The organism is Dietzia cercidiphylli (assembly GCF_014145145.1).
GTDB lineage: Bacteria > Actinomycetota > Actinomycetes > Mycobacteriales > Mycobacteriaceae > Dietzia > Dietzia natronolimnaea.
Genome location: NZ_JAALEA010000509.1, coordinates 1 through 777, shown reverse-complemented (window position 1 = coordinate 777; position 777 = coordinate 1). Strand labels below are relative to the sequence as shown.

The following is a 777-nucleotide window of genomic DNA, read 5'->3' as shown; positions in this document are numbered from 1 at the left end:
CGGCGTCCGGGTCCCGGAAGGTCGAGGGCCTGCGGGCCAGGACCGCGCGCGCTGGCCGTATCTGGGTCGAGGGCATCCACGACGCGGCCATCGTCGAGAAGATCTGGGGCCACGACCTGCGGGTCGAGGGGATCGTCGTGGAGCCACTCCACGGGATCGACGACCTGCCCGCCCTGGTGGCGGAGTTCGGGCCGACGCCGCAGGCGCGCCTGGGCGTGTTGGTCGACCACCTGGTCACGGGCAGCAAGGAGTCACGCATCGTCGCCGGGCTCGGCGGCGACGTGCTGGTGACCGGACACCCCTATGTGGACATCTGGCAGGCGGTCAAACCCCGGGCCGTGGGGATCCACGAATGGCCGGTCGTCCCACGGGGCGAGGACTGGAAGACCGGCATCTGCGACCGGCTCGGATGGGGTGAGCCGGCCGACGGCTTCCGGCGGGTCCTGGGCGCGGTGAGCACGTACCGGGACGTCGAGCCGGCCCTGCTGGGTGCGGTCGAACGTCTGGTGGACTTCGTCACCGAGCCCGCCTGATCCCCACCGGGGGCAGCTCACCCGGGTCTGCCGACCCCGTCGTCGTCTCCACGGACGGGCAGGCGGGCGTCCAGGATCATCCCGACCAGTCCCACCGCCGCGAAGGCGCCCGTCGCCCACAGCGCGGCGGTGCCGTCGCCCTCGGTGAGGGAGTGCCCCAGCAGGATCGCCGCGACGGTCCCCGGGGTGCTGCCGATGACGGTCGCGGGCAGGAACTGACGGAACGGGATCGAGGTGAGGGCGG

The 777-nt window shown here is 73.0% G+C and carries 1 protein-coding gene and 1 pseudogene; one reads left to right on the top strand and one right to left on the bottom strand.

Annotation, left to right across the window (positions count from 1 at the left end; genetic code table 11):
- Positions 1-533: DUF3097 family protein (locus tag G6028_RS16520; RefSeq protein WP_182659521.1), on the top strand; the 533-nt coding region annotated here is incomplete at its 5' end.
- Between the two features lie 17 nt (positions 534-550).
- Here G6028_RS16520 and G6028_RS16515 read toward each other — a convergent pair.
- Positions 551-777, bottom strand: a pseudogene (locus G6028_RS16515) (TVP38/TMEM64 family protein); the annotation flags it as partial.